The following is a 24,686-nucleotide window of genomic DNA, read 5'->3' as shown; positions in this document are numbered from 1 at the left end:
GTAAGACCCCTTGAAGACGACGAGGTAGATAGGGCAGAGGTGGAAGTGCAGTAATGCATGGAGCTGACTGTTACTAATCGGTCGAGGGCTTATCCAGGAAGGTCAAGTGAAGATTCAAAGGTTGATGGAGTTCAATATGTGGTTTTGAAGGTATGTGTGAGTAGACCAGGCAGAGATGTCTGGTCTTTTTATTTTGCGCGAACAACGAGCTAAAGTCCGCGCCTACGCGAGACCTTGGTGACTGTCGCGATATGACAAGAGGAAGCTTGCAAAGTGTGTTTTCATTTTTTTATCAGGAAGGTCTTCGATACTTTCTGTTAAATAAAAAAAGCACGATGTGCTAATGATGTGCACTCGTGCAAAAATGAAGCTTGTCGGAAAAATGAAGATTATTGGAATCGACCGTGTGAGGCATCCATGAGATCAGCGGCATCAATAGACATCCGACAGCAGCAAAAACCACAGAGGCAGAGGGGATGCGCTGAGCAGATTTACATGCTGTCTGGATATCTGGAAATTATTTCTGGATAAATCCTTTTTGGATCGCATCCTGGATCATCTGATCGGCAAGCTCGTACAGGCGCTCAGAGCCGAGTTTTGTCTTTGCATGGCGGCCATAAACCTGTGCGGAAGTGGTCTGGTGCTGCTTCCAGTCATCGCCGTTGTTACTGTGGTTTAGGAGGAGTGGCTGGATATTATCCATGGCGTGAGCGTATCTGGACTCTGGAGTTTCGCAGTATTCAAACTCATCAAAGAGTGCGGTGAGATCCTTTTTCTGGTCGTCCGGCAGAATAGAAAAGATCCGTTCCTTTGCGGCATCTTCGCGGGCTTTTTGGGACTTTAATCCTTCTTCGTCGTATGCGAAAGTATCTCCGGCATCGATCTCGACGATATCGTGGATCAGGCACATCAGCATGACTTTTGCAATATCAACGGGTTCATTTGCATATTCGCGCAAAAGATATGCCATGATCGCCATATGCCAGGCATGTTCAGCATCATTTTCACGTCGGCCGTGACCGGAAAGATGTGTCTGGCGGAAAATATTTTTCTCCTTATCGATCTCCAGTGTAAAGTCGAGCTGCTGCTTTAAACGTTCATCCATGATTGATCTCCTCCATATATGTATATAGAATTGCTGTTGGGAATGACCGGTAAACCTGCAATGCTTACCGGTAAGTTCCTTTTATGATATCAGCATATCCGAAAAATGTACAGCATGAAATCATGTACTTTAGTGGGAATGGTTCGCGACCAAAGCAGAGTACAGTAATTCTGAGAAGAATTGGTGAACTTATGCCGATTGAAATTACACATCGGATTTCATGTGTGTTCAGCGTGAATTCCAGGCAGGAGAGGAGCAGCGAGCTGATGATCCGGGGCTGGAAAGCTGCAAAAAGAAAGTGTAGAAATTTTTCAAAAAATATGAAAAAATGGGTTGACAGATGCGAAATCATATTATATAATAGCACTGTTCTTAAGGAACAGCTCAAGAACAAAGGAAATATTCCTCGATAGCTCAGTCGGTAGAGCACGCGGCTGTTAACCGCGCTGTCGTAGGTTCGAGTCCTACTCGGGGAGTTTTTATTTTGCCAGTTTCAATATTGAGCTGCTGGTACAAATAATGAGAACGCGGCCCCATGGTCAAGCGGTTAAGACATCGCCCTTTCACGGCGGTAACAGGGGTCCGAATCCCCTTGGGGTCATTGATGTGCCGATGTGGCTCAATTGGCAGAGCAGCTGATTTGTAATCAGCAGGTTATCGGTTCGAGTCCGATCATCGGCTTTCAGTCCTAAACTTATGGACCTTTAGCTCAGTTGGTTAGAGCAACCGGCTCATAACCGGTCGGTCCCGGGTTCAAGTCCCTGAAGGTCCACTCTACCTGGTAAAAGGTTCATACTATTGATAAAAATATTTTGGCCCGGTGGCTCAGCTGGTTAGAGCGCCGCCCTGTCACGGCGGAGGTCGTGGGTTCGAATCCCATCCGGGTCGCTTCCTTAGAAATAAGGATTTTAAATTTCATATCTGGGATCTTAGCTCAGCTGGGAGAGCATCTGCCTTACAAGCAGAGGGTCATAGGTTCGAGCCCTATAGGTCCCACTCGATGGGAAACCATCATCGACATATTTATATGTCTGCCGGTGTGGCGGAATAGGCAGACGCAAGGGACTTAAAATCCCTCGGGGGCAACCCCGTACCGGTTCAAGTCCGGTCACCGGCATGAAAGAAGCTTGTATTTACAGGCTTCTTTTTTTATTTAACAGATCAATCCCTCTTTCCTTTTACACATGGAAAGAGGGATTTTTGTGCATCGGATGAGGGTGTGAGGTTAAAAAGAGACAGGGAGCGTTGTCGGAGACAATCTGTTTTTAACGCATATTCTTAAGTCTGGCGATATCCGCATCGGTGCGGTTTCCAGGCAAAATCCGCTGTCCTCCAGGAAAAAACTCCGTCTGACGGATCTCTACGGCGAAAATCTTCTGATGGTAGAGCGCGGAGACACGAAATTTATAGATGCACTGAGGGATGAGATCGAAAAAAATCATCCGCAGATCCACATTCAGGATGTTGCATCTTATGACACCGGAGTATTCAATCAGTGCGACCGGACCAACAGTGTCATGGTCACGATCGGAACCTGGGCAGAGCTTCACCCATCGTTAGTCACGATTCCCTGTGAATGGGATTACACAGTGCCATATGGGATCGTGTATGCGGAGAATCCATCAGCACTGGTTCTGGAATTTATCGGTATTATGAAGAAATTTTCAAAGATCGGATAGATTATAGTTGCATTTTACAATGGACAGAGTTATAAAAATTACAGAAAATTCCGATAACTGTCATGCCGGCTGATAGAGGGAAAACGGACAGACGTGATTGTGAGATAAAACAGGAACAGGAGAAGAAAGATGACATTTCAGTATGCATGGAAGCGGTCGATCCCGGTCATGGCGGGCTATATCGTCCTGGGAATGGGATTCGGAATGCTGCTCGGGGCAAAAGGATACGGCGTTTTCTGGGCGATCGCCATGAGCGTGTTTATTTACGCCGGATCGATGCAGTATGTGGCGATCGATCTGATAACGGGAGGTGCGTCCCTGATCTCGGCGGCGCTTATGACACTTATGGTCAATGCGCGGCATTTGTTCTACGGGATTTCGATGGTGGAACGCTACAAAGATACGAAGCCGTATAAGCCGTATCTGATCTTTGCGCTGACAGATGAGACGTATTCGCTGGTGTGCAGCGGGGATGTGCCGGAAGGCGTGGAGGAGAAAAAATACTTCTTTCTGGTATCGCTGCTGGATCAGATCTACTGGGTATTCGGAACGGTGCTTGGCTCAGTACTCGGAAGCGTGCTGAACATTAATACGGAGGGAATCGACTTTTCCATGACGGCGCTGTTTCTTGTGGTGTTTACCGAACAGTGGAAGAGTACAAAGGATCACAGAAGCGCAATGGCCGGAGTGGCAGCATCGGTACTCTGCCTGCTGGTGTTTGGGCCGTCATCATTCCTGATCCCGTCGATGATCTCGATCACGGTGATCCTGACGGTGATGCGAGGGAGAAAGAGAACAGAAAGTGCCCGGAGAACAGCATGATTCTGATACGCTTCTGAAAAATTTACATATGAAAGAACGAAAACACTGACTGGGTGGGAAACATATGAAACTGGTCTGGCAGGAAAATGTCCAGTCAGGAAGGAGAGAGGATAACGGATGATAGATTTGAGAGCGGCAGCGCTGATCGCAGTGTGCGCCGGTGTGACGATGCTTTTGAGGTTTCTGCCGTTTCTGGTGTTTGGCGGCAAGAAGGAGGTTCCGGGATATATCACATATCTGTCCGGAGTTCTTCCGTATGCGATCATGGGAATGCTGGTGGTGTACTGCCTGAAAAATGTGAATCTGTTCGCGGGAACGCACGGGATCCCGGAAATTCTGGCGTCTGCTGCTGTTGTCGGACTCCATGTCTGGAAACGGAATACGCTGCTCAGCATCGCGGTTGGGACAGTGTTCTATATGTTTCTGGTCCAGGTGGTATTTTAAACGATCGTATACTGCTTGTGTGATAAAAAAATTTATGATATGATAGTCTCATCTTACGGAAAGTCTGGCGGATCGTGCTTTTTCTGCAATATAGTCTGAATATATCTGAAAGAAGCAGACAGGGAAAGTGCGGTATCCGGCGGCTGGAATGGAGGTCTGGATGAGAAGAAAAGACAGAGAATTGAAGGACATGGCTGATATCGTGTCGATCGCAAAGCGGGAAACTGTGTGTACCGTTGCGTTCCACGATGAGCCATGTCCTTATTTGATTCCGCTGAATTACGGAGCGGAAGTGGAAGATGGAAAGCTGATACTGTACTTCCATGGAGCGAAAGAGGGAACAAAACTCGACAGGATCAGAGAAAATCCCAATGTCTCATATTGCATTTACGGGGCGAATGTCCTGACGATCAATTATGATACAGCCTGCAAGTCTACGACGAGTTTTGAGAGTATCTGTGGAAACGGAACTGCTTGTCTGGTGGAAGATACCGCGGAAAAGAAAAAAGCGCTGGCAGTCCTCATGAACCAGGTAAGTCCGAAGAAGGTCTTTGATGAGAATTCGTTCGCGGAGCCGATGGTAAATGCAGTTACCGTCTGGAAAATCATAACCGAAACCGTAACAGGCAAGAGACACGAATGACACGAGCGAAAGTGAGCCAGAAGCGTGCTCGCACGGTTATGGCGAACGGCGAGTGTGCGCATGAACGATAAGTTCATGCGAATCAAGAGAGCGAAAGTGAGCCAGAAACGTGCTTGCACGGTTGTGGCGAACGGCGAGTGTGCGCATGAACGATAAGTTCATGCGAATCAAGAGAGCGAAAGTGAGCAAGAAACGTGCTTGCACGGTTATGGCGAACGGCAAGTGTGCGAATGAATAAGGCAGACAATAGAAAGGAGTACATATATATGGGAACAGATTTCAGAAAAGAGATCGGAGCGACGATCGATCAGAGGAGCAGCGAATACACAAAGATCAGCGACGCGATCTGGGGCTTTGCGGAGCCGAGATTTCAGGAATATGAGTCCTCAAAACTTCAGCAGGAGTTTTTGAAATCCAGAGGATTTTCCATCAAGGCGGATCTTGCGGGGGAAGAGACCGCATTTATCGCTGAATGGGGAAGCGGAAAGCCGATCCTCGCATTCCTGGGTGAGTTTGATGCACTTTCCAGTCTTCAGCAGGAAGCAGACAACCTGGAACGCTGCCCGATCCCGGAAAAGACGAACGGACATGGCTGCGGTCATCATCTGCTCGGAACAGCTTCCGTGGCTGCGGTGGATTCCTTAAAAACGTATATGGAAGAGAATCATATGAGCGGAACGATCCGTTACTATGGCTGCCCGGCAGAGGAGAATGCAGGTGGAAAAGCATACCTGGTCCGCGACGGCTACTTTGATGACTGTGATATCGCGATCACATGGCATCCGTATACCATGAATAAAGCAATGAAGGGCGGTTATCATCTGGCAAACTTCCGTGCATTCTTTACTTTCCATGGAATTTCCTCCCATGCGGCAGGTGCTCCGGAGCTTGGGCGTTCTGCGCTGGACGCAGTTGAGATCATGGATATCGGTGTCAACTATATGAGAGAGCACATGATCGATGCGGCGAGAGTTCACGGCGCTATCACAAACTCCGGCGGAATCGCTCCGAACGTGATCCCGGCGGAAGCCCAGATCCTCTATGCGATCCGCGCACCGAAGGTAACCCAGGTGAAGAAGCTCTATGAGCGGATGTGCGACATTGCGAAGGGCGCTGCGCTGATCACCGGAACAACGGTGGATATCAAACAGGTTGCGGCCTATTCCAACCTGATCAATAATGACACTCTTGCGGATCTTGTCCAGGAGAACCTGGAACATGTTATCCCGGTCGGCTACACAGAGGAAGAGCTTGCCTATGCGAAGAAGTTCCAGGGCGTCATCACGGAACTTGATAAAGAAGGATTAAAAGATCAGGCATCCGCGATCGGAGGAAAAGAGCACCGTCAGGAGCTTTTAGAGAGCCCGATGTGGGATTTCATTGTTGATAAGAATACTTCTTACGGCGGAGGCGGATCCACGGACGTCGGAGATGTCAGCTGGGTCGTTCCGACAGGACAGGTCTACACGAGCTGTTTCCCAGCAGGTACTGCGCTCCACTCCTGGGTAGCGGTTGCCCAAGGTAAATCATCGATCGCCCATAAGGGAATGCTGGCGGCAGCGAAAGTCATGGCTTATGTCGGCGCTGAGCTTCTCCTGAATCCGGAGCTGATCGAAAAAGCAAAGGCAGACTGGAAGGAAGAGCTGGACGGAGAGACATATCCGAATCCGCTTCCGACAGATCTGAAACCGTCGATCTGGTAAGGAGATCGTACTGCGGGTGATCCTGCATAGGAATTGGATTGTTTGAACCATGATTGCGGTGCGCGGCTGAGCTGTTTTTGCGCACCGCGATCGGTAAAACAAAAAATTGAATAAAAATTTCAAAAAGTGTTGACAGAAACGAAAATATGTAGTAGAATACTTTTCGTTGAGTGAGTTGCGGTTCACCAAGACTTCTCAAATGTGCGTCAGTAGCTCAGCTGGATAGAGCATACGGCTACGGACCGTAGTGTCGGGAGTTCGAATCTTCTCTGGCGCGCTGATTAAGGCATCTGCATTAGCAGGTGCCTTTTTTCGTATCATAGGAGACAGCATATGAAGAGAAAGACAGAACATTTTACATATGAACTGATCCGGGCGAAGCGCAGGTCCATGTCCTTAAAAGTGGATCTCGACGGGACGATCACGGTCCGGGCGCCTTACCGGACGCCGGTGCAGACAGCGGACTGGTTTGTCGAGGGACACCGGGACTGGATCGAGGTGCGCCTGAAAGCCGGAGAGCGGATCATGGCGGAGCGTCCGTCCTACACGGATCAAGAACGGGCGGAAGGCAGAAAACGGGCAGCAGAGGCGATCAGAGCCCGATGCAGCCATTATGCTCCGCTCATGGGAGTCTCTTACGGGACGATCACGATCAGGGAGCAGAAGACCCGCTGGGGAAGCTGCAGTGCGAAGGGAAACTTGAATTTTAACTGGAAACTGGTGCTGATGCCTCCGGAGATCCTGGACTATGTGGTGGTGCACGAGCTCGCCCACAGACTCCAGATGAACCACAGCGCGGCATTCTGGGCGGAAGTCGGGAAAATCCTGCCGGATTACAGGGAACGGCGGCAGTGGCTGAAAGTAAATGGACAGAAATACTGATGGAAAACTTTTATCTGGCAGAAAAACGGTAAAAAATAACGGGAGAAAAACATGGAGGAAAAGAAAGAACTCTGGATGGTGCAGACGAAGCGGGCGGATTTTTCCGGTCTCGCCATGCGGCTGGGAGTCAGCCCGGTCGCGGTGCGGGTCATGAGAAACCGCGGACTGACGGAAGAAGCGGAGATGAGAAAATATCTTTATGGGACGCTGGACGATCTCTATGATCCGCGTCTGATGAAGGGGATGGAGCAGGCGGCGGAGCTGATCGTAAGAAAGCTGAAAGAGGGAAAGCATGTCCGGATCATCGGGGATTACGATATCGACGGCGTGTGCTCGACATATATTTTGTTAAAGGGATTTCAGCGGGCGGCAAAAGAACTATCGCAGCGGTGCTCATTGGAGGCAGGCCGATACAGCGTCGAGAAAGAAAATGATGCTCAGATCGATTATGAGATCCCGGACCGCATCAAGGACGGATATGGGATCAACGAGTCGATTATCCGCCAGGCGTCCGCAGACGGAGTGGATACGCTCGTGACCTGCGACAACGGGATTGCGGCACTCCGTGAGATCAGCATCGCGAAACAGCTGGGAATGACGGTCGTGGTGACGGACCACCACGAAGTTCCGGTCGATGAGTATGGTCAGATCCTGCCTCCGGCGGACGCTGTGGTTGATCCGAAGCAGGACGGGGAGACTTACCCGTTCCACGAGATCTGCGGCGCTGTGGTCGCCTGGAAGCTCATCCGGGTGCTGTATGAGAAGCTTGGGATCCCGGAGAGTGAGTGGATGGACCTGTTGGAATTCGCCGCCATCGCTACGGTGGGGGATGTCATGAAGCTCCAGGACGAGAACCGGCTGATTGTAAAATATGGTCTCAAAAAGATCGGATCGACGAAGAATACCGGACTCCGGAAACTTATAGAAAAAAATAACCTGGATATCGAAAATTTAAGCGCGTACCATATCGGCTTTGTGATCGGTCCCTGCTTAAACGCCGGAGGCCGGTTAAAGAGCGCGAAGGTCGCACTGCGGATGCTTTTGGCGGAAGATCCGGAACGGGCCGGCGAGATGGCGGATGAGCTTAAAGAACTCAACGATATGCGGAAGGACATGACCGCGAAAGGGGAGGCGGAAGCGATCGAGCAGGTGGAAAAACAGTACATGGACGATAAGGTACTCGTTGTATTTCTTCCGGAGTGCCATGAATCGTTAGCCGGGATCATCGCCGGAAGACTCCGGGAACATTTCCACAAGCCGTCCTTTGTGCTGACCCGCGGAGAGACCACGGCGAAAGGTTCCGGCCGCTCCATCGAGCAGTATCACATGTACCAGGGACTCTGCAAAGTCTCGGATCTCCTCGTGAAGTTCGGCGGACATCCGATGGCAGCAGGACTTTCCCTGGAAGAAAAGGATATCGATGAGTTCCGGAGGCGGTTAAACGCGGACGCAGAGCTCACGGAGGAAGATTTTGTGCCAAAGATCTGGATCGACGTCCCGATGCCGTTCGAGTATGTGAACGAGAAGATCGTCCAGGAGTTAAAGGACCTGGAGCCGTTCGGACAGGGAAATGAAAAACCGCTGTTCGCGCAGAAAAGTCTGGTGATCCGGAATGCGAGAGTTCTCGGAAAGAACCGGAATGTCGTAAAGCTGAATCTCGTGACGGAGACGGGGCAGCCGGTGGACGGACTTTTGTTTGCCGACGGGGACCGGTTCCTTGAGGAGCAGGCGGGAAGAAATATGATCGATATGATCTACTACCCGGATGTAAATGAATATAATGGAACAAGGACATTGCAGGCCGTGATCAGAAATTATAAATTTCATTGAGAGACGCGGCCGGGTATGTTTTTCCCTCCATCCTCATAAACTTGCTAAAAGCAGGAGAGGATGGGGGGATTTTTTGTTTGAAGAAAAAACAGTCTTTGACGTAAAACGGGAGTTGGATGCCGGGGATCCAGGCGGTCTGTCCGACAGGGAGGCAAAACGGCGGCTGTCCATATATGGAAAAAATGAACTGCAGGAGAAAAAGCCTCCGTCTGTCCTAAAACGGCTGATCGGGCAGTTCATGGATCCGCTGATCTATGTACTGTTAGCTGCCGGTGTGATCTCAGTCCTTTTAGGGGAACAGGGCGACGCGGCGATCATCGTGGCAGTCGTGCTCTTAAATGCGGCGGTGGGAGTGGCACAGGAAGGAAAGGCGCAGAAAGCGCTGGATTCCTTAAAGAAGATGACGAGGCTCACGGCCGTGGTGCGGCGGGACGGGAGAATCCTTGAGGTGGATTCCGCCGTGCTGGTCCCCGGGGATCTCGTGCTGCTCAGTGCCGGGCAGCAGGTTCCGGCAGACCTCCGGCTGATCACTGCGGAGAACTTAAAAACGCAGGAATCGGCACTCACGGGGGAGTCGGTTCCCGTGGAGAAAGACGCAGGATTTCTGGCAGGGGCGCATACCCCGCTGGGGGACCGGAAAAATATGGCGTACATGTCCACATTTGTGACAGTCGGGAGCGGCGAGGGGATCGTCACAGCGACGGGAATGGAGACGGAGATCGGCGGGATCGCAAAGCTGATCCACGAGACGCCGGGGGGGATCACCCCGCCGCAGAAGCGGTTAGGAGACCTCGGGACGATGTTAAGCATCCTGGCGGTGGGACTCTGCGCTGTTTTATTTTTGATGGCGATCTTTCAGAAGCGGGATGCGGGGGAGATGTTCCTGACGGCGATCTCCCTGGCGGTGGCGGCGGTCCCGGAAGGACTTCCGGCGGTCGTCACGATCGTTCTCGCACTCTCAGTCTCCAGGATGGCAAAAGTAAACACGATCGTGCGGCGGCTGCCGTCGGTGGAGACGCTTGGAGCTGTCAATGTGGTCTGCTCGGATAAGACGGGTACGCTGACAAAAAACGAGATGACGGTGCAGGCACTGGACGGGGATCCGGAACTCCTTCTGACGGCATTTCTTCTCTGCAATGATGCAAAATGGGGGAAGCGGGAGGTGATCGGGGACCCCACGGAGGCGGCATTTTTACTCTATGCGGACAGAGAAAGCGAAGATCAGAAAAAGACGGACGTCAGAGACAGAAAGAAGAGAGGCTGGGAAAACGAAAGATGGTCAGAGAAGCTGAGAAGGGAGTGGGTCAGGAGCGCAGCGCTGCCGTTTGACTCGGAGCGGAAGCGGATGACGACGGTATGCCGGAGACAGGACAGGATCGTCTCATTCACGAAAGGGGCGCCGGATGTGATCCTGGAACGGTGTGACCACTATAAGGACGAGATGGGGATCCATCCCATGACGGAGCAGCGGAGACAAAAATATGAAAGACAGTTTTCCGCTTATTCCGCGTCAGGCGGACGCGTCCTGGGGGCAGCCATGAAGAACGGGAATGACATGTCCGAGCGAGGGATGACATTCCTGGGGCTGGCGGTCCTGGAAGATCCGGTGCGCCCGGAGGCCGCGGAGGCGGTAAGGGAATTTCGCCGCGCCGGGGTCACAACGGTGATGATCACGGGGGACCATAAAAATACGGCCCTGGCAGTGGCAAAAAAGCTTGGGATCGCGGATTCCCCGGCCCAGTGCGTGACCGGGGAGGAATTAGACAGGATGGGTGACGACGGGCTTGAGAAACGGATCGGATCGATCCGGGTGTTCGCGCGGGTCTCCTCGGATCACAAAGTCAGGATCGTTCAGGCATTTAAGAAGGCGGATGGGATCGTCGCCATGACCGGGGACGGGGTAAACGACGCTCCGTCTTTAAGGGCGGCTGATGTGGGGATCGCCATGGGAAAGAACGGGACTGATGTGGCAAAACAGGCGGCGGACATCGTTCTGACGGATGACAATTTCGCCACGATCCGGAATGCCATTGAGGAAGGAAGAGAGATCTATGAAAACATCAAAAAGACGGTGATATTTCTGCTTTCTTCGAACTTTGGGGAGATCATGACCATGTTTTTCGCAATCCTGTTTTCGCTGCCAGCCCCGCTCAAGGCAAGCCACATCCTTTGGATCAACCTGATCACGGATTCTCTGCCGGCGCTGGCACTGGGGACGGATGTGTGCGACGGAATGGAGCTGATGGAGAAGGAGCCGCGAAGACCGGGAGAGAGCCTGTTTGCCCACGGAGGCGGGATCTGCACGGTGTTTTATGGATTTCTTATCGCACTGATCAGCCTGACCGCTTTTCTGGTCGTTCCGGCAGCTCTTCTTGTCGGGAGTGGAAGACCGGCTGCACTTGCCGGGATCAGAAAAGTGCTGGAAGATCCCATGATCCTGGCGCACTGCCAGACGTATGCCTTTACCGTCCTGGGACTGTCCCAGCTTTTCCACGCGATCGGGATGCGGGATGTGGAAAAGTCTGTTTTCCGGATGGATCCTGTGAATAACCGGCTGATGATTCTGGCGCTGGCGGTCGGATTCTCTCTGCAGTTTGTGGTGACGGAACAGACGTCGCTCGTTGCGGCGTTCCAGACCGTGCGGCTCACGAAGACAGAATGGGCAAGACTTCTCATCCTCTCCGCCATGCCGCTGTTTGCGCATGAGCTTTTACTCCTGCTGTCGCATTTTGGGAGAGGAACGGGGCAGGACGGAGATCCATCGGGGAAAGTCCGGTGATGGAAACGAGCACTGCGGAGGGACAGAAGCAGGATAAAATGGGGAAAATTTGAGGAAAAGATAAAAAAACAGGAACTGGGTATTCCCAACAAAGAGAAAAATTGGTAGAATAGTGGTGAAAATTGGTCCTGTTCATCTGGCAAAGAAAATGTTCGAGAAACCGGCAGCTCCGGCTCCTGCTACGGAGAAGGAATGCCCGTACTGCAAAACAAAAATCAATATCCATGCGACACGCTGTCCGCATTGTACATCCGTGCTGGAAGACAAATAGTCTTTTCCGGGCGGTAACAGGCAGATGAGCCAGAAATTCCCGGCGGATCAAGGAAGAAAATTCTGCCGGGAATTTTTGTTTACCGGGAAAAGCCGGAACGGGTCCGCTTTGAGATCAGGAAGGAACAACAATGAAGAATAATATTCGCATTACGCTGGAATATGACGGAAACCGGTATGACGGCTGGCAGAAACAGGGAAATACGGAGAATACGATCCAGGGGAAACTGGAGGCAGTGCTTTTAAAAATGGCGGGAGAGGAAGTGGAAGTCCACGGGTCCGGAAGAACAGACGCGGGAGTCCATGCAAAAGGCCAGGTGGCAAATTTCCATGTGGACGCGAAGATCTGCCCGGACGGAGGGACTGCGAAAGAATACTTAAACAGGTATCTGCCGGAGGATATCCGGGTGCTTGAGGCTGATCTCGCACCGGAACGCTTCCACAGCCGTTTGTCCGCCTCCTCAAAAACATACGGATATTATGTGGAGACCGGGGATAAGAAGAATGTGTTTGAGCGAAAATATGTTTACGGATTTGGGAAAAAACTGGATCTGGAGGCCATGAGGCGCGCGGCAGGCTTCCTCATCGGGGAGCATGATTTCAAAAGTTTCTGTGCGAACCGCAGGATGAAAAAGAGCACGGTGCGCCGGATCGATGAGATAAAGATCGTGGAACACGGAACGAAGATCGAACTTCTGTATACAGGAAACGGCTTTCTCTACAACATGGTGCGGATCCTGACGGGAACACTCCTGGAGATCGGCAGCGGAATGCGGAAACCGGAGGAAATGAAGGTGATCCTGGAGGCAAAGAACCGGGACATGGCGGGGAGAACTGCTCCGCCGGAAGGCTTATTCCTTCTTCACGTGGCTTATGAAGGCGAGAGGAAAACGGTATGATGAATCAGAATGAAGAACATGAGGACATACTCTTTGAGGAGAAGAAAAAGCAGACGGACCGAAGGGAAGCGGGAATGGGAGCTGACGGAGAATTCTCCGCGGAATCCCTGAAAAAGTGGTTTACGAGGGCAGGAGGAGCGCTGGCGGCCTGCGCAGCTGCCGTCTGCCTGATGGCGGTCCTGATGGCTGGAAAGAACCAGAAAGAGTCCCTGATCATGGAAGTAAATTCCGATATCCTGATGGAATTTACCATGAACAGGAGGGGCGCAGTGCTGTCGGCATCCGGAAAGATGGCGAGGACAAATGAAACAGTCTCCATGGATGCGTTTGACGGAAAAAGTCTTGGGATCACTGTGGGGAAAATCTTTGACCGGCTCGCTGAGAATAACAGTCTGGGCGAGGACGGAGGAATCCTGATCTCTGTCCGGAGATCTGATCCGGACAGTAAGGCGTCGCCGGAGAAGATCGTAAAAGAAGTTCAGAAGGAGACAGAGTCCGAGCTCCAGAAAAAGGAGTCCAGGGCGAAGGTCTACGTGTTTGAGGCGGATGAGGACGCAGACACGAAAAAACTTGTGACGGAATATGGGATCACGGTGACGAAGGCGGAGTTCTTAAAGCGTCTGTTTGCGGAAAATCCGGAGATCACAGTGCCGGAAAAGGAAGAACTCGCCGGGTATTCATCGAAACGTCTGGTCCGTGAGATCGAAGAACATGAATATCAGCTGTCGCTGGAGCCGGTGATCGTAAAGACGACGTTTGAGAAGGCCAGCGAGGAGAGTACAGAGGAGGAGACAACTGCTCAGGAGAGCACGGAAGATGTCTTAAAGCAGGAAACAGAGACTACGGATGAGTCTGCTGCGGGCGAAGAGACAGAGACTACGGAGAACGATGGTCTTTCGGAGATGCAGAGACGCCGGAAAGCCCTGGAAGCCGGAGAGAGCGTGGACTGGGTGGACCAGGATACAGGAAGCTACCGGAAAGACGGGGATGACGAGGACGATGAGTCTGAGCGCGATGAATATGGAAGTTCTGAACGGAGACGGAATCGGAATACCTGGGAGTATGGAACTTCTCATGAGACGACCGGCGTTCCGGAAACTTCTCCGGCGGAGACGGCTCCTGCTGTAACTGCAGCGCCGGAAACTGTGCCGTCGGAGACAGCCGCGCCGACAGCCTCGGAGACAACGGCTGCGGTCACGGAGACCACCGCGGCGTCCGGAATGCTGACACCGGAAACAAAGACTCCGGCATACATGCAGGGCCCTGGTTTCGAAGATCCGGATAATCCGCGGAATCATTAAGACAGGTGAGGGAAAATGTTCATCCACAGGCAGTAATTTTCCGGACTGGAAAGCCTGCAGCAGGATCCAGTAAATAAAAAATAAAAAAATTGAAAAAAATAGTTGACGGATCAGAGTCGTTGCGCTATAATATGTCTCGTTGATGCATTGGGCTATCGCCAAATGGTAAGGCAACGGACTCTGACTCCGTCATTTTCAAGGTTCGAATCCTTGTAGCCCAGTTTATAAACTAAATATTGTCAAAGTGCTTTAAGCACATATTATTGGGCTATCGCCAAATGGTAAGGCAACGGACTCTGACTCCGTCATTTTCAAGGTTCGAATCCTTGTAGCCCAGCTGATAAAAGGCTGTTAATCTTTGTGAATGCAAGGCTTAATGGTCTTTTTTGTTACTGTACACCTTTTTCTTGCGCTTGACATCCATTTGTGTTAATGTAAAGGCGAAGCTAACTGTTCAGTAGGTCTGCGCATTTACTGCGCTGACCGTACGAAAACATGGGCTGGCAGGCAAAAATCCCATTGCCGCAGGCAATTTTTAATGGATTTTTGCTCGTGACTGTGAAGGTACTGAACAGTTACAGGCGAAGTCGGAAAAAGAGAGCGTGTTTCGCGGGAATGGATTTTTGAGTCGGAATACGGATCTTGCCGATCAGTGAGGTAGATTATGTATGAATTAAACAGCCGGGTCCGGTACAGCGAGACGGATATTGACGCGAAGCTGTCCCTGACCGGGATCATGAATTATATGCAGGACTGTTCGACAATGCAGTCGGAAGACGCGGGAGTCGGGATCGGATATCTGGAGCAGGAGAAGAAAGCATGGCTGTTATCATCCTGGCAGATCATGATCGAAAGACGCCCGGCGCTGGGTGAAAAGATCCGCGTGGTCACATGGCCGTATGGGGTAAAAGGACTTTACGCCCTGAGAAACTTCGCAATCATAGATGAAAAGAACGAATATCTCGTGAAGGCAAATTCCTACTGGTTTCTCCTGAATACGGAGACGGGACGCCCGATGCGGATCATGGAGTCGGACACAGCTCCTTACGGGGAGTTCAGCCCGAAACTCGAGATGAAGGATGTGGGAAGAAAGATCCAGGTGCCGAAGGAGATGGAGGAGACGGGACGGATGGTGGTCATGAAACACCTTCTCGACACGAACCTTCATGTAAACAATGCCCAGTATGTGGACATTGCGAGAGAACTTCTTCCGGCCGGGACGGAAATTTCGGAGATCAGGGCTGAATACAGGAAAGCGGCTGTGCTCGGGGATGAGATCGTGATCAGGAGCGCGCGGGAAGGAAAATCCTATCTTGTATCGCTCTGCAATCCGGACGGCGATGTGTTTGCAAATATCGAGTTGAAAGAGATGTAACCGGATCCTGCTGATGGTTGGCAGGATCATGACAGTGAAAATAAAAAGAGAGGACGCAGCGGAAAGATCCGGGTTGCTGTTTGCATGGAACGTGAACAATGCCGGGGTGCAGCTGCGGGAGGACGAAAGACATGATGGAAATCGGAAAAATTCAGAAACTGAAAGTGATCAAAGAGAAGGACTTTGGAATTTATCTCTCTGACGGAGATAAGGCGGATGCCCAGGGCGTCCTTCTCCCGAAGAAGCAGGTACCGGCGGGAACGAAGATCGGGGATGAGCTGGAGGTGTTCCTCTACAAGGATTCTGAGGACCGCCTGATCGCGACGACATCCCGCCCGAAGGTCACTCTGGGTGAGACGGCGGTCCTTGAGGTGAAAGAAGTCTCAAAGATCGGCGCGTTTCTCGATATGGGACTGGAGAAAGATCTCCTGCTCCCGTTTAAGGAGCAGACCCACCAGGTCCGCAAAGGAGAGAAATGCCTGGTTGCCCTCTACGTGGATAAGAGCAAACGTCTCGCGGCGACCATGAAGGCGTACCAGTATCTGAGATGTGATTCCCCGTACCACACCGGAGACGAGGCGGATGGATTTGTATTTGAGATCAATCCGGATATGGGCGCATTCGTTGCGGTGGATGGGATCTACCAGGGAATGATCCCGAAAAAGGAACTGTTTTCCGGCTACAAGGTAGGAGATGAGATCCGTGTCCGTGTGACGAGAGTCCGTGCGGACGGAAAGCTTGACCTCACAACGAGAGACAAGGCGGGAAGCCAGATCTTTTCTGACGCCGATCTTGTCATGAAGGTCATTGAAGAGTTTGACGGAGTCCTGCCGTTTAATGATAAGGCAGCTCCGGAAGTCATCGCGCGCGAGTTCAAACTCAGCAAGAACGCATTCAAGCGTGCGGTGGGACATCTGTTAAAAGAAGGAAAGATCGAGATCACGGAGAAAAGCATCCGGAAAATCGATAAATAAGGAATCATGGAGGAAAATCACATGAAGAAAGTTATCAGCACAACAAACGCACCGGCAGCGATCGGACCGTATTCCCAGGCAATCGAGGCAAATGGTTTTGTATTTGCATCCGGACAGATCCCGGTAAACCCGGAGACAGGTGAGATCCCGGAGGGGATCGAGGCTCAGGCAGAGCAGGTCATGAAAAATGTGAAGAATCTTCTCGAGGCAGCAGGGACATCTGTTGACCAGGTTGTAAAAACAAGCGTATTCATCAAAAACATGGATGATTTCGCAACGATCAACGGCATCTATGCAAAATATTTCGCAAAAGACTGCCCGGCACGTTCCTGCGTGGAGGTTGCAAGACTTCCGAAGGATGTCCTTCTTGAGATGGAAGCGATCGCAGTAAAATAAGAATGATCGCGACAGTCGCCAGGGTCTCGCACAAGCGCGGACTTTGGCTCGTTGTTTGCGTAAATAAAAAAGGCGGAGACTGTGAGTGAAAACAGTCTCCGCCTTTTTGGTAATTTTGATAAGAAATTAACTAACCGTCTGTCTGTTTTTATGGAAAAAGGGCATATTTTTCAAAAAGTCTGAGTGGTCCTATGGAATATGCATGGAAAAAACGCATTTTTTTGTGGAATAACCATATGGAAAAACATGTACTGTTTGTGTATGATGGATACAATAGATATAACAATAGGTTAAGTCTGCAATCCTGCAGATGAATATATCATACAGATCAGGAGGAAATTGATGTCTGGTTTAGTGTTAAAAAATATCAACAAGACGTTTCCGGGTGACCAGAAGGCAATCCGGGATTTCAATCTGGAAGTGAAGGATAGGGAATTTCTGATCCTGGTGGGACCGACGGCGTGCGGAAAATCGACGCTGCTTCGGATGATCGGCGGACTTGAGGAGATCACTTCAGGCAGCCTGCTGATCGATGGGATCGACATGACGGACGCGGATCCGAAAGAGAGAAACGTCGCGATGCTTTTTAAGAACAGTGTACTCTATCCGGGAATGAGCGTGGAGGAAAATCTCATGTTTTCACTCCGGATGGCAAAAATGAACCCGGCGGAGATCGAGAGAAGAGTGGAAGAGACTGCAAAGATCTTAAATCTTGGGGAGACTCTTGACAAGATGCCGGAAGAACTCTCAGCCGCTGATACATATCGTGTCCTTCTCGGACGTGCCCTGATGCGCCGCCCGGGGATCCTGCTCCTGGACCGCACGATCGCGGAGGCGGATCCGGATGTTCAGGAAGTGATGAGAAAAGAATTTGCAAACATCAACCGTGAGCTCGGGATCACAGTGATCTACGCGACAGACAGCCAGAAAACGGCAATGGCGCTGGGGACAAGGATGATCGTGATGAACGAAGGCGTGATCTGCCAGGAAGACTCCGCACAGAATATCTATAACCACCCGGGCAGCCTGTTTGTTGCCGGATTTTTCGGAACACCGCGGATGAACTTATCCATCGCGAAGGTGACGGAGGAGAACGGCAGTGTTGTTCTGAAGTTTTCATCAGGAACAATCCCGCTCTCAGAGAAAAAAGGAAATCTCCTCAGAGAGCTCGGCTATGTGGGCAAGGAGGTCTTTACAGGTGTCCGCCCGGATAAAGTCACTCCGGCAAAGAACGGAGAGAACGGTGAGATCACAGGGGAACTCATCGGAGGCGAGGAGATCGATGATGCGCCGTATATCCGCTTCCGTGTCGGTGAGAATGAATTCCTGGCAAAGGCGGAAGGCGGAGAAAATCTCACCGGAAAGAAGATGTCCTTCAAAATTTCCGGCGACAATGTGTACCTCTTCGACAAAGAAACAGAAAAAATCATTGCAGAATAACCAAAATATCAGGCAGGCCGGTCCTTTTACGGGGATCCGGTCTGTTTTTTTAGTGAAAAATACAAAAAATTCTTTTCTTTTTTGTGATTTTGCATTAGAATAAATGTGAATATGTCCATGCCTGCAACGATTGCCATTCATCCCGAAAGGAACTGCAAACCGTGGAACCTGAGGAGAAAGGTACTGGATCGTCGCGATACTGTGAAAAGGAGAGGACGCTATGATTTCAAATCAGATTTTACAGTCGAATATCGAAGGACTGAAAGAGATTACAAGAATTGACCTTTGCGTCTGTGATGTGGAGGGAAAGGTCCTGGCTTCCACATTCGAGCATGCGGAAGAGTATGAAAGCTCCATACTCGCGTTTGTGGATTCTCCGGCGGACAGCCAGGTGATTTCCGGTTATCAGTTCTTTAAAGTGTTTGATGAGCACCAGCTTGAGTACATCCTGCTCGCAAAAGGCGGCAGCGATGATGTTTATATGGTAGGCAAACTGGCAGCGTTCCAGATCCAGAATCTTCTGGTGGCCTACAAGGAAAGATTCGATAAAGATAACTTCATCAAGAACCTTCTTCTCGACAACCTTCTTCTCGTTGATATCTACAACCGCGCGAAGAAGCTCCATATCGAGACGAATGTAAAACGAGTAGTATATCTGATCGAAACAAAGAATGAAAAAGACAACAATGCTCTGGAGACGATGCGGAGCCTGTTCTCTACAAAGACAAAAGATTTCATCACGGCTGTCGATGAAAAGAATATCATCCTCGTCCGCGAGGTAAAGCCGGGTGAGACTTACGAGGATCTTGAGAAGGTCGCGAACACGATTCTGGATATGCTGAACACGGAGGCAATGTCCAAGGTGCGCATCGCGTTCGGTACGATCGTCGGCGAGATCAAGGATGTCTCCCGCTCCTACAAAGAGGCGAAGATGGCTCTCGACGTCGGAAAGATCTTCTACAGCAGCAAGAATGTAGTTGCTTACTCGAACCTTGGTATCGGACGTCTGATCTATCAGCTTCCGCTTCCGCTCTGCCGGATGTTTATCAAGGAGATCTTTGACGGGAAGAACCCGGATGAGTTCGATGAGGAAACACTCACAACGATCAATAAGTTCTTTGAGAACAGCCTGAATGTCTCCGAGACATCAAGACAGCTCTACATCCACAGAAATACGCTTGTTTACCGTCTGGATAAGCTCCAGAAGAGCACCGGCCTGGATCTGCGCGTATTTGAGGACGCGATCACCTTCAAGATCGCCCTGATGGTTGTAAAGTACATGAAGTACATGGAGAATCTGGACTACTAAATTATGATAGAAATTTCAAAACTGACAAAGACCTATGACAGGGGTACGAAAGCCCTGCGGGATGTGAACATCACGATCGATGATGGGGAATTTGTCTTTATAACCGGCCGGAGCGGCTCCGGAAAATCCACATTGATCAAGATCCTCTTGAAGGAAGTGGAGCCGACTTCCGGCCGTGTTGTCGTTAATGACATGGACCTCGTGAAAATGCCGAGAAGATATGTTCCGAAATACCGCAGACGCCTTGGTGTCGTATTCCAGGATTTCCGTCTTTTAAAAGATAAGACGGTTTATGAGAATGTGGCATTTGCCCAGAGAGTGATCGGAGAGTCCAGCCGGACGATCCGGGAATCTGTTCCGCAGATGTTGAAGATGGTAGGTCTTTCTTCCAAATATAAGTTTTTCCCGCACCAGCTTTCCGGCGGAGAACAGCAGCGAGTGGCGATCGCCAGGGCTCTGATCAACCGTCCGGAGATCCTGCTTGCCGATGAGCCGACAGGAAACCTGGATCCCCACAATGCGATGGAGATCATGGGACTTCTGGAAAAGATCAACAGGCGTGGGACAACCGTGATCGTTGTCACGCACAGCCATGAGATCGTGGACATGATGAAAAAACGTGTTATTACGATCGACCGTGGTATGGTGATCCGTGATGAGGAGGAAAGTGGGTACCGTTATGAGGATTAGCACATTCTGGTTCTGCATGAAGCAGGGACTGGTGAATATATGCAGAAATATCTGGTTTTCCCTTGCGTCGACCGCGATCATTTCTGCATGTATTTTTTTATTCTGCGTATTTTTTTCTGTGATCACCAACATCGAGTACATGGTCCGCACGGCGGAGACAACGATGGGGATCACGGTATTTTTCGATGAGAACCTGACGGAGGACGAGATCAAAGACATCGGGGCAAAGATCGAGTCGGATAAGTCGGGAATCATAAAAGAGATCAAATTTGTCTCCGCTGAGGAGGCGTGGGACAGCTTTAAGAGCGAGTATTTCGGGGACGAGGAGGCACTTGCGGAAGGATTTGCGGACGATAATCCTCTTGCGGGATCTTCTTCCTATGAGATCTGCTTAAACAACATCACGGATCAGGACGGGATGGTGGCTTACCTGGAAGGACTTTCCGGAGTCCGCAAGGTAAACTATTCCAACAGTGCGGCAACCGGCCTCGCGAGCTTTAATAAGATCCTGGGACTCCTGTTCGGCGTCCTGATCGCCATGCTGCTCGCCGTTGCGGTGTTCCTGATCAGCAATACGATCTCTGTCGCCGCTGAATTCCGCAAGAACGAGAACAGGATCATGCGGCTCATCGGAGCGACAAATTTCATGATCCGGGCGCCGTTTGTGGTGGAGGGAACGATCCTGGGGCTGATCGGAGCGGCGATCCCGCTGGGAGTCATGCTGTTCGTTTACCGCCAGACCGTGGAATATGTGATGAACCGGTTTGAGCTGCTCTCGGGGATCATCCAGTTCCTGCCGATCGGAACCTTCTATCCGACGATGGCGGCGATCGCCCTCGCACTTGGCGGCGGACTTGGATTTTTCGTAAGTTTCTTTACGATCCGCAGAGAGCTGCGCGTGTAGGAGGGAGAGACAAATGAGAAGATCAGGAAAGTTTCTGGCTGCGGCCTTGTCTTTTGCCCTCGTTCTCGCGACGCCGCTTTCCGCCCAGGCGACGAAGAGCGGACTGAGTGACGCGAAGAGCAAAAAAACGGCGTTGGAAGCGGAAAAAAAGAAAACAGAACAGGAATTAAAGAACCTGGAAGGACTGAAAAGCGACACGACCGCCTATGTCAAAAAGCTGGATTCCAGTCTGGAATCGATCGGAAATGAGCTTTCAAAGCTGAATGATGACATCGACGCGAAGGAAAAGCAGATCGATACGACAAAGCAGGAACTCTCCGAGGCGAAGGAGACGGAGAAAAGCCAGTATGAATCCATGAAGCTCCGGATAAAATATATGTACGAGAAGGGCGACAGCACCTACGTGGATCTTCTCATGGAGGCGGGTTCCCTCTCGGAGCTTTTAAGCAAGGCGGAGTATATCACAAAAATCTCTTCCTATGACCGGCAAAAACTCGATGAGTATGCCGCAACGAAGGAGAAGATCGCAGAGAAAGAGAAAGCTCTGGAAGGAGAGCATGCTGAACTATTAACTCTTCAGGATGAGACGGAGGCAAAACAGGCGTCCGTGGAGAAGCTTCTCGCCGCGAAACAGACGGAGCTCCAGAACTACGAGACGAAGATCGCTTCCGCAGAAGGTCAGATCTCCGAATATGCGAAGTCGATCGAGGCGCAGGAAAACCAGATCAAGTCCATCGAGGCGGAAATCAAACGGAAGGAAGAGGAAGCGAGAAAGAAAGCCGAGGAGGAGAAGAAAAAAGCTGCTGCGGCAAACAAGGCGGCACAGACGTATAAAACAGTGAGCCTTGGGGACATTAGCTTTACATGGCCGTGTCCGGCGAGCGGACGGATCACTTCGGGATTCGGAAGCCGGAAATCCCCGACAAAGGGGGCTTCTTCGAACCACCAGGGAATCGATATCAGCGCGCCGACAGGAACTTCCATCGTCGCGGCTGCAGCGGGTGAGGTCGTGATCGCGACTTACAGCTCTTCCGCTGGAAATTATGTGATGATCAGCCATGGAGGCGGCGTCTACACCGTGTATATGCACGCGTCCAGTCTTCTGGTATCACAGGGACAAAGTGTGAAAAAGGGACAGACGATCGCGAAAGTCGGCTCAACGGGCTATTCCACCGGATCCCATCTCCATTTCGGAGTCCGAGTGAACGGTTCCTATGTGAATCCGACGAAGTATGTAAGTCCATAGCGGACTTTGACAGAGCTGCGCAGATCATGCGGACAATTCGGATCGTGATAGGCTTTGCTGTACATAATGGATTTCAGACAGCAATGGAAGAGAAAAATCTCCAGACAAAAACAGCTGCAGAAGGATGAAGGAGAGAAGACATTGGAAGAGAAAGAGACGAAAAATAAATTCTGGAAAGGCGTCCTGGTGGGCGCACTTGTGACGGCTTTTGCGGGATTTGCAGTGGTTGGATTTGCAACCGGAATATGGATCATCGGGCGTCGGACTTCGGAGAGTCAGAGCGCACAGACGACCGGAGCGGATGCCAACAAGCTTGATATGAAGAAGATCGAGCCGAAGCTTCAGTACATGGAGGCACTGATCGACAAGTACTTCCTGTTCGATGAGAACATGACGGAGGAAGAACAGAAGAAGAACGGGACAGCGGAGGACTGGATCTACCGAGGGTACATGTATTCTCTGAACGATCCGTATTCTGTGTATTATGATAAGGACGAATATACCAGTCTGAACGAGGAAAATTCCGGTACTTACTGCGGGATCGGTGTTCAGGTCAGCCAGAATGTATATACCGGAATTATCACGGCCGTGAAGGTGTTTAAAGATTCCCCGGCACAGGAAGCCGGAATGCTTCCCGGAGATATCCTCTACAAAGTGGAAGATATCGAGGCGACCGGTGAGGACCTCTCTCTTCTCGTGAGCGATCACATTCGCGGTGAGGAAGGAACGAAGGTCCATCTGACTGTTTACCGTCAGTCCACGGATGAATATGTGGAGATGGATGTGGAGCGGCGCATGGTGGAGAACCCGACGGTGGAGTATGAGATGGTGGAAAACAAAGCCGGATATATCTCACTTTCTTCCTTTGAGGAGGTAAGCTCCGAACAGTTTAAGAAAGCTGTGGATGACCTTACAGCCCAGGGAATGGAAAAGCTGATCGTTGACCTTCGAAATAACGGCGGCGGTGTTGTCCAGGCGGCGAAGGAAATCGCAGATTATCTTCTTCCGGATGGAAAGACCATCGTAAGCTTTAAGGGAAAAGGAATCGATGACAGCACCTACTCTTCCGATGACGGACATGAAGTGGATGTCCCGATCATTCTTCTTGTAAACGGCGAGAGCGCCAGCGCCTCCGAGGTACTGACGGGTGCCTTAAAGGATAACAACTGGGCAACGATCGTCGGAGAGAAGACCTTCGGAAAAGGAATCGCCCAGGGAGTGTTCAATCTCCCGGACGGCAGCGGCCTGAAACTCACAACGGCGTATTATTATACTCCGTCCGGTGAGTGCATCCACAAACTCGGCATCGAGCCGGATGTGACAGTCGCACTCGCTGAGGATCTGAAGTCAAAGATCGAGATCCCGAAGGACGAGGACAACCAGCTGCAGACAGCTCTTGAAGTTTTCGATGAAGGCGTCGATGCGGTAAAAGCGAAGATCTCCGCGGAGACCGGGGAGACAGAAGCTGCGAATGATGACTTTGAGGCGAAGGTAAAGGAGAATCTGGAGATCGAGAAAGAGACAGGTGCTGAGAAGTAGGACCTGCGCATTAGATTCTGAGAAATTGATAACGGGGAAAATTGAATATCTACTATATTATATAGAAGAAACAGGATGCTCCCTGAAGCGAAAAGAGGAAAAAGTCACATGAGAATGGATCTGATGCGACCTTTTTCCTCTTTGCTGTTTCAATCTGTGCATGGAAAACTTCGATTTGAACATGCTCCTGCCGATTATCCACAAATTGAAAAAACCCTTAAAAAATAAGCAAAAAAGGCTTGATTTTTAGATTACGATGTGTTATTCTTATCTGGCTGTGACATGATAGCGTAGAAGCGAGAGGTTGCTGCCTGAGAATGGCAGGTGTTCCGTGGAGCGAATGTCAAGTTAGGAAACTGGCGACAAGTCACTGTACCAAATTAACAGCTGCTCAGGGTAAGGGGCAGTAACAACGTGTGAATCGGCATGATACACACGAGACCGTGTACAGTCACC

The 24,686-nt window shown here is 50.7% G+C and carries 21 protein-coding genes, 10 tRNA genes, 1 rRNA gene and 1 pseudogene; 32 read left to right on the top strand and 1 reads right to left on the bottom strand.

The window, feature by feature from the left end:
* A 23S ribosomal RNA gene (locus FN001_RS14690) occupies positions 1-97 on the top strand; the annotation flags it as partial.
* A gap of 420 nt (positions 98-517) precedes the next feature.
* Here the strand turns inward: FN001_RS14690 and FN001_RS14685 are convergent.
* Positions 518-1,105 carry an HD domain-containing protein gene (locus tag FN001_RS14685; RefSeq protein ID WP_118532433.1) on the bottom strand — a complete coding sequence of 196 codons (588 nt, stop codon included), beginning with the start codon at positions 1,103-1,105 and terminating at the stop codon, positions 518-520.
* Positions 1,106-1,296: 191 nt separating this feature from the next.
* On the opposite strand from FN001_RS14685, the gene FN001_RS14680 reads away from it, so the two are divergent.
* From FN001_RS14680 to FN001_RS14530, 31 genes and pseudogenes are all read left to right on the top strand, one after another.
* Positions 1,297-1,518: a hypothetical protein gene (locus FN001_RS14680; RefSeq protein ID WP_118532435.1), complete on the top strand. Its 222-nt coding sequence runs from the start codon at positions 1,297-1,299 to the stop codon at positions 1,516-1,518.
* Positions 1,509-1,581 (top strand) — tRNA-Asn (locus FN001_RS14675). Before FN001_RS14680 ends, FN001_RS14675 begins: the two co-directional genes overlap by 10 nt.
* A gap of 53 nt (positions 1,582-1,634) precedes the next feature.
* Positions 1,635-1,706: transfer RNA gene (locus FN001_RS14670), tRNA-Glu, on the top strand.
* 7 nt (positions 1,707-1,713) lie between these two features.
* Positions 1,714-1,786: transfer RNA gene (locus tag FN001_RS14665), tRNA-Thr, on the top strand.
* Between the two features lie 17 nt (positions 1,787-1,803).
* Positions 1,804-1,877, top strand: a tRNA-Ile gene (locus FN001_RS14660).
* Between the two features lie 42 nt (positions 1,878-1,919).
* Positions 1,920-1,993 (top strand) — tRNA-Asp (locus tag FN001_RS14655).
* Positions 1,994-2,028: 35 nt separating this feature from the next.
* Positions 2,029-2,101, top strand: a tRNA-Val gene (locus tag FN001_RS14650).
* A gap of 37 nt (positions 2,102-2,138) precedes the next feature.
* Positions 2,139-2,222: transfer RNA gene (locus tag FN001_RS14645), tRNA-Leu, on the top strand.
* 262 nt (positions 2,223-2,484) lie between these two features.
* Complete coding sequence (locus FN001_RS14640; RefSeq protein WP_142412330.1) at positions 2,485-2,784, top strand: hypothetical protein; 300 nt, start codon at positions 2,485-2,487, stop codon at positions 2,782-2,784.
* A 129-nt stretch (positions 2,785-2,913) separates the two neighbouring features.
* Complete coding sequence (locus FN001_RS14635) at positions 2,914-3,606, top strand: AzlC family ABC transporter permease (RefSeq protein WP_142412329.1); 693 nt, start codon at positions 2,914-2,916, stop codon at positions 3,604-3,606.
* Between the two features lie 117 nt (positions 3,607-3,723).
* Positions 3,724-4,050, top strand: coding sequence for a branched-chain amino acid transporter permease (locus tag FN001_RS14630; protein ID WP_118604045.1), 327 nt, complete (start codon positions 3,724-3,726; stop codon positions 4,048-4,050).
* 160 nt (positions 4,051-4,210) lie between these two features.
* Positions 4,211-4,693, top strand: coding sequence for a pyridoxamine 5'-phosphate oxidase family protein (locus FN001_RS14625; protein WP_182435729.1), 483 nt, complete (start codon positions 4,211-4,213; stop codon positions 4,691-4,693).
* A 266-nt stretch (positions 4,694-4,959) separates the two neighbouring features.
* On the top strand, positions 4,960-6,396 hold the full coding sequence (locus FN001_RS14620) for a M20 family metallopeptidase (protein ID WP_142412327.1): 1,437 nt from the start codon (positions 4,960-4,962) through the stop codon (positions 6,394-6,396).
* Between the two features lie 203 nt (positions 6,397-6,599).
* Positions 6,600-6,673 (top strand) — tRNA-Arg (locus FN001_RS14615).
* A gap of 56 nt (positions 6,674-6,729) precedes the next feature.
* Positions 6,730-7,278, top strand: a complete 549-nt coding sequence (locus FN001_RS14610; RefSeq protein WP_118298672.1) for a M48 family metallopeptidase — start codon at positions 6,730-6,732, stop codon at positions 7,276-7,278.
* 51 nt (positions 7,279-7,329) lie between these two features.
* Positions 7,330-9,108 carry a single-stranded-DNA-specific exonuclease RecJ gene (gene recJ, locus FN001_RS14605; RefSeq protein WP_142412326.1) on the top strand — a complete coding sequence of 593 codons (1,779 nt, stop codon included), beginning with the start codon at positions 7,330-7,332 and terminating at the stop codon, positions 9,106-9,108.
* 73 nt (positions 9,109-9,181) lie between these two features.
* Positions 9,182-11,887, top strand: a complete 2,706-nt coding sequence (locus FN001_RS14600; protein WP_142412325.1) for a cation-translocating P-type ATPase — start codon at positions 9,182-9,184, stop codon at positions 11,885-11,887.
* 175 nt (positions 11,888-12,062) lie between these two features.
* Positions 12,063-12,158, top strand: a pseudogene (locus FN001_RS18525) (large conductance mechanosensitive channel protein MscL); the annotation flags it as partial.
* A gap of 130 nt (positions 12,159-12,288) precedes the next feature.
* The gene (gene truA / locus FN001_RS14590; RefSeq protein WP_142412324.1) at positions 12,289-13,056 is read left to right on the top strand and encodes a tRNA pseudouridine(38-40) synthase TruA; all 768 of its coding nucleotides are present in this window, start codon (positions 12,289-12,291) and stop codon (positions 13,054-13,056) included.
* Positions 13,053-14,357: an anti-sigma-I factor RsgI family protein gene (locus FN001_RS14585; protein ID WP_142412323.1), complete on the top strand. Its 1,305-nt coding sequence runs from the start codon at positions 13,053-13,055 to the stop codon at positions 14,355-14,357. Before truA ends, FN001_RS14585 begins: the two co-directional genes overlap by 4 nt.
* A gap of 148 nt (positions 14,358-14,505) precedes the next feature.
* Positions 14,506-14,578: transfer RNA gene (locus FN001_RS14580), tRNA-Gln, on the top strand.
* Positions 14,579-14,621: 43 nt separating this feature from the next.
* Positions 14,622-14,694: transfer RNA gene (locus tag FN001_RS14575), tRNA-Gln, on the top strand.
* 327 nt (positions 14,695-15,021) lie between these two features.
* Positions 15,022-15,732, top strand: a complete 711-nt coding sequence (locus FN001_RS14570; protein ID WP_142412322.1) for an acyl-[acyl-carrier-protein] thioesterase — start codon at positions 15,022-15,024, stop codon at positions 15,730-15,732.
* A 131-nt stretch (positions 15,733-15,863) separates the two neighbouring features.
* Positions 15,864-16,706, top strand: a complete 843-nt coding sequence (locus tag FN001_RS14565) for a CvfB family protein (RefSeq protein ID WP_118298678.1) — start codon at positions 15,864-15,866, stop codon at positions 16,704-16,706.
* 21 nt (positions 16,707-16,727) lie between these two features.
* The gene (locus FN001_RS14560; RefSeq protein ID WP_118298679.1) at positions 16,728-17,102 is read left to right on the top strand and encodes a RidA family protein; all 375 of its coding nucleotides are present in this window, start codon (positions 16,728-16,730) and stop codon (positions 17,100-17,102) included.
* 342 nt (positions 17,103-17,444) lie between these two features.
* Complete coding sequence (locus FN001_RS14555; protein ID WP_142412321.1) at positions 17,445-18,542, top strand: ABC transporter ATP-binding protein; 1,098 nt, start codon at positions 17,445-17,447, stop codon at positions 18,540-18,542.
* Between the two features lie 220 nt (positions 18,543-18,762).
* Positions 18,763-19,851 carry a PucR family transcriptional regulator gene (locus FN001_RS14550; RefSeq protein ID WP_118321381.1) on the top strand — a complete coding sequence of 363 codons (1,089 nt, stop codon included), beginning with the start codon at positions 18,763-18,765 and terminating at the stop codon, positions 19,849-19,851.
* Between the two features lie 3 nt (positions 19,852-19,854).
* Positions 19,855-20,541, top strand: coding sequence for a cell division ATP-binding protein FtsE (gene ftsE / locus FN001_RS14545; protein ID WP_118321380.1), 687 nt, complete (start codon positions 19,855-19,857; stop codon positions 20,539-20,541).
* Positions 20,531-21,445, top strand: a complete 915-nt coding sequence (locus tag FN001_RS14540) for a cell division protein FtsX (protein WP_142412320.1) — start codon at positions 20,531-20,533, stop codon at positions 21,443-21,445. The genes ftsE and FN001_RS14540 overlap by 11 nt, the downstream gene beginning before the upstream one ends.
* 13 nt (positions 21,446-21,458) lie before the next feature.
* On the top strand, positions 21,459-22,691 hold the full coding sequence (locus FN001_RS14535; protein ID WP_142412319.1) for a murein hydrolase activator EnvC family protein: 1,233 nt from the start codon (positions 21,459-21,461) through the stop codon (positions 22,689-22,691).
* A 141-nt stretch (positions 22,692-22,832) separates the two neighbouring features.
* Positions 22,833-24,230 carry a S41 family peptidase gene (locus tag FN001_RS14530; RefSeq protein WP_243122030.1) on the top strand — a complete coding sequence of 466 codons (1,398 nt, stop codon included), beginning with the start codon at positions 22,833-22,835 and terminating at the stop codon, positions 24,228-24,230.
* Positions 24,231-24,686: the final 456 nt, after the last annotated feature.

It is taken from the genome of Clostridium sp. Marseille-P7770 (assembly GCF_902143525.1).
In the GTDB taxonomy this organism is placed as follows: Bacteria; Bacillota; Clostridia; order Lachnospirales; family Lachnospiraceae; genus Pilosibacter.
Note: the sequence above shows the minus strand (reverse complement) of the source record. Positions and strands in the feature narration are given on the sequence as shown.

Bases quoted from the DNA above. Each gene is read 5' to 3' on its own strand.
- FN001_RS14620 (WP_142412327.1), top strand. From the start codon at position 4,960: ATGGGAACAGATTTCAGAAAAGAGATCGGAGCGACGATCGATCAGAGG.
- FN001_RS14555 (WP_142412321.1), top strand. From the start codon at position 17,445: ATGTCTGGTTTAGTGTTAAAAAATATCAACAAGACGTTTCCGGGTGAC.
- FN001_RS14685 (WP_118532433.1), bottom strand. From the start codon at position 1,105: ATGGATGAACGTTTAAAGCAGCAGCTCGACTTTACACTGGAGATCGAT.
- FN001_RS14630 (WP_118604045.1), top strand. From the start codon at position 3,724: ATGATAGATTTGAGAGCGGCAGCGCTGATCGCAGTGTGCGCCGGTGTG.
- FN001_RS14560 (WP_118298679.1), top strand. From the start codon at position 16,728: ATGAAGAAAGTTATCAGCACAACAAACGCACCGGCAGCGATCGGACCG.
- FN001_RS14680 (WP_118532435.1), top strand. From the start codon at position 1,297: ATGCCGATTGAAATTACACATCGGATTTCATGTGTGTTCAGCGTGAAT.
- truA (WP_142412324.1), top strand. From the start codon at position 12,289: ATGAAGAATAATATTCGCATTACGCTGGAATATGACGGAAACCGGTAT.
- FN001_RS14535 (WP_142412319.1), top strand. From the start codon at position 21,459: ATGAGAAGATCAGGAAAGTTTCTGGCTGCGGCCTTGTCTTTTGCCCTC.
- FN001_RS14540 (WP_142412320.1), top strand. From the start codon at position 20,531: ATGAGGATTAGCACATTCTGGTTCTGCATGAAGCAGGGACTGGTGAAT.
- FN001_RS14565 (WP_118298678.1), top strand. From the start codon at position 15,864: ATGATGGAAATCGGAAAAATTCAGAAACTGAAAGTGATCAAAGAGAAG.
- FN001_RS14635 (WP_142412329.1), top strand. From the start codon at position 2,914: ATGACATTTCAGTATGCATGGAAGCGGTCGATCCCGGTCATGGCGGGC.
- recJ (WP_142412326.1), top strand. From the start codon at position 7,330: ATGGAGGAAAAGAAAGAACTCTGGATGGTGCAGACGAAGCGGGCGGAT.
- FN001_RS14585 (WP_142412323.1), top strand. From the start codon at position 13,053: ATGATGAATCAGAATGAAGAACATGAGGACATACTCTTTGAGGAGAAG.
- FN001_RS14570 (WP_142412322.1), top strand. From the start codon at position 15,022: ATGTATGAATTAAACAGCCGGGTCCGGTACAGCGAGACGGATATTGAC.
- FN001_RS14640 (WP_142412330.1), top strand. From the start codon at position 2,485: ATGGTAGAGCGCGGAGACACGAAATTTATAGATGCACTGAGGGATGAG.
- FN001_RS14550 (WP_118321381.1), top strand. From the start codon at position 18,763: ATGATTTCAAATCAGATTTTACAGTCGAATATCGAAGGACTGAAAGAG.
- FN001_RS14625 (WP_182435729.1), top strand. From the start codon at position 4,211: ATGAGAAGAAAAGACAGAGAATTGAAGGACATGGCTGATATCGTGTCG.
- ftsE (WP_118321380.1), top strand. From the start codon at position 19,855: ATGATAGAAATTTCAAAACTGACAAAGACCTATGACAGGGGTACGAAA.
- FN001_RS14610 (WP_118298672.1), top strand. From the start codon at position 6,730: ATGAAGAGAAAGACAGAACATTTTACATATGAACTGATCCGGGCGAAG.